This window comes from Kineosporia sp. A_224 (genome assembly GCF_002198655.1).
Taxonomy (GTDB): Bacteria; Actinomycetota; Actinomycetes; order Actinomycetales; family Kineosporiaceae; genus R-H-3.
Genome location: NZ_MWLN01000152.1, coordinates 21,122 through 29,105, shown reverse-complemented (window position 1 = coordinate 29,105; position 7,984 = coordinate 21,122). Strand labels below are relative to the sequence as shown.

Annotated in this window: 7 protein-coding genes; 2 read left to right on the top strand and 5 right to left on the bottom strand. The window is 75.6% G+C overall.

The features are described 5' to 3' along the window. On the bottom strand, window positions 1–495 hold a 495-nt coding region (locus EDJALFJO_RS13510), incomplete at its 3' end, for a copper resistance CopC family protein (RefSeq protein WP_088286021.1). Window positions 496–547: 52 nt separating this feature from the next. Next, window positions 548–1,201: a hypothetical protein gene (locus tag EDJALFJO_RS13505; protein ID WP_143448564.1), complete on the bottom strand. Its 654-nt coding sequence runs from the start codon at window positions 1,199–1,201 to the stop codon at window positions 548–550. 71 nt (window positions 1,202–1,272) lie between these two features. On the opposite strand from EDJALFJO_RS13505, the gene EDJALFJO_RS13500 reads away from it, so the two are divergent. After that, entirely contained in the window at window positions 1,273–2,325 is a 1,053-nt protein-coding gene (locus EDJALFJO_RS13500) for a hypothetical protein (protein WP_143448563.1), read from the top strand. Next, the gene (locus EDJALFJO_RS13495) at window positions 2,322–3,068 is read left to right on the top strand and encodes a hypothetical protein (RefSeq protein WP_198950269.1); all 747 of its coding nucleotides are present in this window, start codon (window positions 2,322–2,324) and stop codon (window positions 3,066–3,068) included. Before EDJALFJO_RS13500 ends, EDJALFJO_RS13495 begins: the two co-directional genes overlap by 4 nt. 15 nt (window positions 3,069–3,083) lie before the next feature. On the opposite strand, the gene EDJALFJO_RS13490 is transcribed toward EDJALFJO_RS13495, so the two are convergent. The 3 genes from EDJALFJO_RS13490 to EDJALFJO_RS13480 are packed head-to-tail and all read right to left on the bottom strand — an operon-like array spanning window position 3,084 to window position 7,865. Beyond that, window positions 3,084–4,586 (bottom strand): glycoside hydrolase family 32 protein, encoded by a 1,503-nt coding sequence (locus EDJALFJO_RS13490; RefSeq protein WP_198950268.1) that lies wholly within the window; start codon window positions 4,584–4,586, stop codon window positions 3,084–3,086. Then, window positions 4,583–5,392 carry a nitrilase-related carbon-nitrogen hydrolase gene (locus tag EDJALFJO_RS13485; RefSeq protein ID WP_088286037.1) on the bottom strand — a complete coding sequence of 270 codons (810 nt, stop codon included), beginning with the start codon at window positions 5,390–5,392 and terminating at the stop codon, window positions 4,583–4,585. Before EDJALFJO_RS13485 ends, EDJALFJO_RS13490 begins: the two co-directional genes overlap by 4 nt. Before the next feature lie 4 nt (window positions 5,393–5,396). Continuing rightward, entirely contained in the window at window positions 5,397–7,865 is a 2,469-nt protein-coding gene (locus EDJALFJO_RS13480) for an EAL domain-containing protein (RefSeq protein WP_088286015.1), read from the bottom strand. Window positions 7,866–7,984: the final 119 nt, after the last annotated feature.

Below are 7,984 nucleotides of genomic sequence, written 5' to 3'. Positions count from 1 at the left end.
GGTGGGCGTGGGGGCCGCGGACGTCGTCGCGGTGCCGGTCGCCGTCTCCGTCGGCGTCGCAGTGGCGTCGAGCGACGGCGAGACGGGCGGGGCGCCGGTGACGACGAAGGAGAGGGTGCCGGAGACCGGGTGCCCGTCCTTGCTGACGACCCGGAAGGCCACCGAGTAGGTGCCGGGCAGCTTCGAGGGCACGGTGAAGGTCACGGTGCCCTCCTTCACCCGCGGTGCGACCGGCAGCACGGCGTCGCCCGGGCCGGTGAGCCGCACCCGGACGAACTCGCGGTCCAGCGGGTCGCTGAAGGTGAGCGTCACGGTGTCCGGCGTGGCCTTCAGCCGTGCGCCGTTCTCCGGGTCGGTGCCCGTGAGCCGCGCGTGCGCGGAGCCGGCCGTCGCGGTCGCGCAGACGGCGAGCAGGGCGAGCGCGACAGCCGTCGCCGTGCGCAGCGACAGCCGGACGGTCGTGCGGACGGCGCGTGCAGAGGTCCCCGGGGTCACCCGCCCAGCGTAGGCAGCCGCCTGCGGGACGAAGGACCCAGGTCCGCCCGGCTCACCCGGGCGGTCGCACCCGCTCGGCCCACGGGTGGCCCGGGTGCGCGCGGTCGAGGGCCGCGGCGAGCCAGGCCCGCCGGTCGTCGTCCAGCCGCGGCAGGACCACGGCGAGGTCGGCCTCGTCCTTCGCCCGGGCCGCCTTGGCCTTGAAGAGCAGGACGACCTCGGGGACGACGTAGGGCACGCCCTCCGCCGTCCGGTCGAGGACCTGCGCGTACGGCCGGCGCAGGGTGGTGTCCCGGCGGCAGATCCAGGTGCCGCCCTCGTGCGGCTCGCGGAAGACGTCGAGCACGTAGGCCTGCGCACCGGCGTCCCAGCCCCACGTCTGGTGCAGCAGCGCCATCGCCCGCTCGTCGCCCTCGGGCCAGACCCGACCGTCCCCGACGACGTGGAACGACAGGTCCGGCAGCGCCGCCCTGACCGGCCCGAAGGACCCGGCGGGGACGACGATCTCGAGGTCCTCGTGGTCGCGCGTCGCGTCGTCCGGCCCGCGCGCCCCGAGGAAGAGGTCGACCGCCCACCCGCCGGCGACGCCCCACGGCACCCCCACCCCGCGCAGCCGCCCCGCGACCTCCCAGGGCGTCCACGCGGCCCACGGGATGTCGGCCTCGGTGACCACCCGCCCGCCGGGCGGGACCTCGTCGTCGCTCACGGGCCGATCCTCCCGCGGCCTCGCGTGCGCAGGGCCGATCTGCGATGATAAGCGAGAACGGAGGTTGTTCGATGTCGCTTATGCCACTGTCCGTCGTGGACGCCCTCACCGCTGCGGGCCTCGTCCCGGTGCCGCGCAGCGGCGAGGACCCACGGTCGATCGTGGTCGACCTCTACGACAGCACCCCCGGGCCGCGCCGCGTCGCGACGCTCGAGGTGCGGCGCCTCAGCGGGTCCCCGACACCGGGCACCCTCGAGCGACTCGCCGCCCGGAGCCGCCGGAGCACCGGCAGGGAAGGCACCGGGCTCCTCGTCGTCTGCGACCACGCCTCATCCGGGGCACTGCGGCGGGCTGACGAGCTCGGCATCTCCCTGGTCGGCCTCGAGCCGGCACAGGTCCCGCACCCGGCCGGCGGCATCCGGCTCGGACCTGGCCGGCTGCTCCCGCTGGGGCCACGCGTCCCGGTGCATCCTTACCGGGAGACGCGGCGCGCCTCGTGGGCGCCGGTGCAGGTCCTGCGCAGCCGGGTGCTGCTCGGCCGGCTCACCCAGCGGGACGTCGCGGCGCTCGCCGGGATCAGCCAGCCACGGGTCGCCCAGGCCGCCGCCGCGCTCGGTCTCGTCGACGACGAGCCCCGTTCGCTGCTCGTCGACCGATGGCTCGACGCCTACCCCGGCGCGGGCGGGGTCACGACCTACTGGTTCGGGCTCTCGCCCCCGCGCGAGCAGGCGCGGGCGGCCGTGCGCGCAGCCCGGCAGGTCGGCCCGGCGGACGTCGTCGTGTCCGGCGACGTCGCCGCGGACGTCGTGGCACCGGTGTCGCGCCCGGTCAGGGCCGTCGTGTACTCGCGGCAGGGCCTCGACCTCACGGCTGCGGGCCTCACACCCTCGCTGTCCAGCGAGGCGACGCTCGAGCTGACGGTCCCCCAGGACCGGGGCATCTTCGCCTTCGCGGACCGGTACTGGCACTCCACAGACACCCGGCGGCCCGCGGAGGACCTTCCGCTGGCCGATCCGCTGCAGGTGCTGCACGATGTGCGGCGCTCGCCGTCCGTCGACCGGGACCAGAGCGATGAGGCGATGCGCCGCTTCCTCGCGCGGGCGGATGCGAGGGACGAGGAGTGACCGGGCGCCTCGCGATCGACTCCGCGAGCCGGGCCGGTGATGCGGGCTACCTCGCTGCTGCGGACCTCGCGGAGGTCGCCCGGCATCTCGGCCTCCCCTACCGGCTCGTCGGGGGGATCGCGGTCACGCTCCTGACCCTGGTCCATGGTGTCGCGGACGTCGTCCCTGCCCGAGAGACGTCGGATGCCGACTTCGCCGCGACGCCGGAGGTGCTCTCGGACCCCCGCCTTGTCCCGGCTCTGACGGCCACCGGCTACGTGCAGGAGAAGGGGAACCGCTTCGTCCGACGAGTCGATCATGGTGGCACCGGGCTGGACCTGACCGTGGATCTGCTCGTCCCGGCCTTCCTGCCGGACCTGCTCCCGAACCAGCCCGTCGGCGACCTCGTCGTCGATGCAGTGCCGGGGCTGGGACTCGCGCTCGCGATGGCCGCGACGACGGCAGACGTCACCGTCCGGCTGACGGACGCCAGCCTGCTGACGACGCACCTGGCGCTACCGGACGTCTCCGCAGCGCTGTGCCTCAAGGCCCTGGCCTGGCGAGGGCGGATGGCCGAGCGCGACCTCGTGGACATCCATCGCCTGCTCGAGGCCGCCTTCGCATCCGGGGTCAGGCGCGACTCCTGGCCCCTGCACGGCGTCCGCCTGGACGCTGCCCGGGTCCTTCACCACGACCTGGGTCGTCCCGGCCGGACACCCGCGAGGGTGCGGGCGCTCATCGGCGAGGTGGTGGCACGTCCGTGAGTCTCCCTGCGGCGATCACGGGTCGAGGTCGTCGAGCCTCACGACCTCGACGGTGCCACCAGCGGCCGCCACCGCTGCAAGGCCGCGGGAGCCGGGCGGCGGGAAGACGAGGGCGGTGACGGACGTCGCGCCGCCGGCGGCGAAGACCTCGACGGACGAGGTGTCGACGACGACGTCCACGGACGTCGTCAGCAGGCCGTCCGGGTCGGGGCGGGCGCCGGGCAGCGGAGCGGTGATCCGGGCCGGGAAGGCGGGGTGGACGGCGGCCGTGCCGGAGCGCGTGCGGTCGACGACCAGGTACGGGTCGCCGTCCGCGGGGTGCTCGACGAGCACCCGGGTGCGCTCGGTGCCGGCCGGCGAGACGAGGACGTCGACCCCGGCGGAGCCGCCGGGCGGGACGCGGACCTCGACCCGCACGAGGGCGGCGTCCGGCAGCACGGACGACGGCCCGGACGAGGGCGCGACCTCCCGCCCCGCCGGCAGCACCGGACGCTGCACGAGCAGCAGCCGGCCGCCGACCTCCTGCAGCGCAAGGGATCTCGCGAGGGTCGCGGCGCCGCGCCAGGGGGACGTCGGGGTCCGGTCGGCGTAGAGCCAGTTGCCCATCCAGCCGACCCAGACCGGCGGGTCGCCGTGGGGCAGGCCGCCGAACGTCGAGGCGGCGTAGAGGTCCGGACCGTGGTCGGCCCAGGAGAACGGACCGAAGGCGTTGCCGGGCAACGGGTCCGGCACGAAGGTCCAGCCGTCGAAGCGGCCGACGGCGTACGCCTGACCGGAACCACCCGCCGGGCCGCCGGGGTTCACCGACAGCAGCAGCACCCACTCCGAGCGCCCGGGCTCGTCGACGACGGGCAACCGGACGAGGTCCGGCATCTCCCAGAAGAACGGCTCCCCGGGCGCCACGGAGGACGGCACGTCGTAGGGGCCGACCGTGCCGGTGCGCTCCCAGTCGAGCAGGTCCTCGGACCGCCACACCTCGACGACGCGGTCGGCCGCGCGGACGAGGACCATGACCCAGACGTCGTCCCGGCCAGGGTCGCCGGACCCGCTGTGCCGGAACACCTTCGGGTCCCGCCACTGGGTCGAGCCGATGTCGAGCACGGGGTTCTTGGGGTGCCGCTCCCAGGTCCTGCCGCCGTCCTGCGAGGTCGCGAGCGCCTGGGACTGCACCTGCGTCGCAGGGTCGACCGACGTGTAGACCGCGACGAGCCGGTCGCCGTCCCGCACGGCGCAGCCCGAGAACACGTGCTCGGTCGCCGTCGCGGGGATCGCCACCGGCTCCTCGGTCCAGTGCACGAGGTCGGGGCTCGTCGCGTGCCCCCACGACATCGGGCCCCAGACGACGCCGTCCGGGTGGTGCTGGAAGAACAGGTGGTACCGCCCGCTGTCGAGGATCAGCCCGTTCGGGTCGTTCATCCAGGCCCGCCGCGGCGTCGCGTGGATCCGCGGCCGCCACCACGGCGTCGGTCGCTGCGGGTCGTGCTGGTGCTCGTCCTCCCCCGAGGGACCCGCCGTCACAGCCGCCGGTCTGCGAGCACGGGGAACCGCTCGCGCCACGCGGCGACGTCGGCGACGTCGATGTCGACGACGAGGACCTCCTCGCCCGTCCCGGCCTGCGCGAGCACCTCGCCGGTCGCGGTGACGACCTGGCTGTGGCCGCCCATCGGGTAGCCGCCGTGCTCGCCGCCGGTGTTGCACTGGACGACGACGAACTGGTTCTCGATCGCGCGGGCCCGGCCGAGCAGCGTCCAGGCCTCGACCCTCGGCAGCGGCCAGGCGGCCGGGACGAGGACGACGTGCGCCCCCGCGTCGAGCAGCCGCCGGAACATCTCGGGGAACCGCAGGTCGTAGCAGGTCGCGAGCCCGACGACCGTGCCGTCGGCGAGCGGGAACGTGACGATGTCCTCGCCCGCCTCGAGCAGCGTCGGCTCGCCCTCACCGAAGCCGAAGCGGTGGATCTTGCGGTACGTGGCGACGACGTCGCCGTCCGGGCCGACGACGACCGAGGTGTTCCACAGGCCGCGCCCGGTCTCGCCGCGGGCGTCGGGCGCCGCGTCGTCCGGCACGGTCTCGACGATGCTGCCGGCGTGGACGACGGCCCCGATCTCCTTGGCCGCCGCGGCGACCGCGGCGACCGTCGGGCCGTCCACGGTCTCCTTCGCGTCGGCCCACCTGCGGTAGGAGAACCCGGTGGGGGCCCACAGCTCGGGCAGCAGGACGAGATCGGCGCCCCGCTGGGCGCGGACGAGGTCGGCGACCCGGGCGACCCGGTCGGCGACGGGCTCGTCGTCGCCGTAGGCGACCTGGACGACGTGGACGCGCATCCGGTCAGGGTAGGCGACGCCGCCCCTTCGCCGCATAGAGCTCGGCGTCCGCCGTCGCCAGCAGGATCCGCGGCTCCCACGGGCCGATCGCGGTCGCGATGCCCCACGAGACGGTCGGGCCGCCGCCCGAGGCGAGGGTCGCGAGAGTGTCCTCGACGAGCCGCTCCATCTGCGCCGGCGACCAGTCCGGCACGACGACGCAGAACTCGTCGCCGCCGAGCCGCCCGACGAGCGCGCCCGGCGCGCCCGAGACGTGCGCGGAGAGCACGTCGGCCAGCCGCATGAGCGCCTGGTCGCCGACGGCGTGGCCCTCGGTGTCGTTGATCTGCTTGAGCAGGTCGACGTCGAGCAGCGCGATGGCCACCGGCCGGGCGGCGGCCGCGAGCTCGCCGAGGGCGTCGTCGAGCGCGCGCCGGTTGCCGACGTGGGTCAGCGGGTCCTCGAAGGCGAGCCGGGCCGCCCGGTCGAGGTTCTCCGCCTGCACGACGACCGTCCCCATGAGGGTGGCCACCGCGGTGAGCAGCTCGATGTCCCCGACGCCGAAGGCGGGCTCGCCGACCTCCGTCGTCAGCCACAGCTGCCCCCAGACCCGGCCCTCGAGGTAGATCGGGACGGCGGCCGAGGAGTACTTGTGCAGCGAGCCCAGGAGCGCGATGGCCGCCGGGTCGGCGTGCGGGTCGTCGACGGTGTGGATGTAGGGCAGCCGGCCCAGCATCGTGTGCCGGATCTGGTCGTACTCGGCGAGCGCGTACGTCTCGGACTCGGGGAAGACCTGCTCCCCGGGGCCGAGGACGCCGACGTTGACGAGGGTGCGGATCTGGGAGTTCTCCCGCTCCCAGCGCTCCAGGGACGCGGACGCCGCACCGACGATCCGGCGCACCTCCTCGAGCGCGACCCGCAGGAGCTCGCGGATGTCCCGGGAGCCGGCGAGGACCCGCGTGATGCCGACGAGCGACCGGAGCCGCTCCTCCATGCCACGGCGGCCGAGCCGGCGGCGGTCGAGGTCGTCGAGCAGGTCGACGAGGGGCACGAGGTCCGGCGGGTCGAGCGACAGCGCCGTGAGCAGCGGGACGACGGTGTCACCGCCGCCGCCGCACTCGTGCTCCGCGGCGGCGTAGCGCGCGGCGACCACCCGGAGCCCGGCCGCGAGCGCGTCGGGCGACAGGTCCGGGTCGATGTGCAGCCCCTGCGCGACGGCCTCGACGGCGTGCAGCAGCACGTGCATCTCGGCGTCGTCCCGCACGGCGTCGTGCGCGTCGGCGCTGCACCTGTGACCCGGCCGCGACCCGCCGTCCGCACCCGGTCCGACGGCCGGCAGCCGGACCTCGGCGAGCCGGCACAGGACGGGGGCCGCCGCGAAGGCGGGCGGGAGCACGCCGTCGACGGTGATCCGATGCAGGTCGTGGACGAGCGCGAGCCGGCCGATGGTCCGGACGGCGCCCTCGGACAGCCCGGCGACCCGGCCGGCCTGGGTCGCGACGGCATGGACGGCGGCACGCGCCCGGTCGTCCGGGCCGGCGAGGAGCCGGGTGGCGGCGAGCACGCCTGCGTCGAGCGCCGGGTCCCAGCCGTCGTCGGCGTCGCCGCGCCGGTTGCCGGACTGCGGTGGTCCGGCGGCGACGACCCCGGCGGCGACGGCCTCCGGCGACGGCCCGGGGCGGGCGAAGAGGTAGCCCTGCACGTGCGCGCAGCCGAGCCGGAGCAGGACGTCGGCCTGGTCGACCGTCTCCACACCCTCGGCGATGACCGACAGGCCGAGGGTGTCGGCGAGGTCGACGACGACCCGGACGATCGCCCGGTCGGTGCCCGGGCGGATGACGCCCGCGACGAAGCTGCGGTCGAGCTTGAGGACCTGGACGGGCAGCCGGCGCAGGTTGTCGAGCGTCGCGAAGCCGATGCCGAAGTCGTCGAGCGCGATCCGTACGCCGAGCGCGGCGAGCTGCTCGAGCAACGGCCGGACCCGGCCGGACGTCGCGACCGACTCGGTGATCTCCAGGACCAGGGCGGAGCCGGGCAGGTCGTTGTCGGCGAGCACCGCCCGGACGACGTCGAGGAACCCCGGCTCCTCGAGCTGGGGCGAGGCGACGTTGACGCTCACGGTGGCCGTCGCGACGGGCGAGGTCCCGGCCCGCCACCGGGCCGCGGCCGCGGCGGCCTTGCGCAGCACGTCGAGCCCGAGCGGGACGACGAGACCGGTGCGCTCGGCCTCCGGGATGAAGCGCGAGGGCTGGACCAGGCGACCGTCGGGCAGCCGGATCCGGGCGAGCGCCTCGAAGCCGACGACGTGCCGTGAGGGCAGGACGACCACCGGCTGGTAGTGCACCTCGAGGAGGTCCCGGTCGAGCGCGGCGCGGATCGCCCGGGCGCCGATCGGACCGTCGTCCGGCAGGTCCGCCAGCGGGTCGGACGGCGGACCGGGCGCGCGCGGGGGCGCCACGGGCAGCCGCGGCTGCCCCTGCGCTCCGACCGCCATACCGCTCCCTCGTCCGTCGCCGCCGTCGGCCTGTCCTGTCGGCACCGACGGAGCCGTCCTGACCGGTCACGTTCGCGGCATTCTCACGCATCTCGCCCGGCGGTCGCGAAGGAAGGCGT